1 protein-coding gene is annotated in these 281 nt (G+C 73.0%); it reads right to left on the bottom strand.

Annotated elements, in window-relative coordinates:
• A partial coding sequence (locus EXE45_RS18810; RefSeq protein WP_274595504.1) for a histidine kinase N-terminal 7TM domain-containing protein occupies positions 1-281 on the bottom strand: 281 nt, incomplete at both ends.

Here is a 281-nt window from a genome sequence, read left to right as displayed (position 1 = left end):
CGAGCAGCACCTGCGAGTAGAGCCATCCCGCCCACCACGCCGGGCCGAGCTCCCGGACCAGCACCGTCTCGGAGCCGTACGCGGCGAGTTCGGTGCCGGTGCGGACCAGTCCGTGGTAGTCGTTCGTCCAGCTCAGCAGCGTCAGCGCGGCGAGCGGGGCGGCCAGCGCGAGGATCCGGCGCCGCGAGACCCACGCGTCGTACCCGAGGTAGGAGGCGACGAACGCGACGGCCGCGACCGGCGTGACGGCGGTCGCGGGGTACTGGACGTTGAGCCAGAAC

Origin of the sequence: Halorubrum sp. SP9 (assembly GCF_005435015.1) — an archaeon.
Taxonomy (GTDB): Archaea; Halobacteriota; Halobacteria; order Halobacteriales; family Haloferacaceae; genus Halorubrum; species Halorubrum sodomense.
This window is presented reverse-complemented; position numbering and strand designations above follow the sequence as displayed.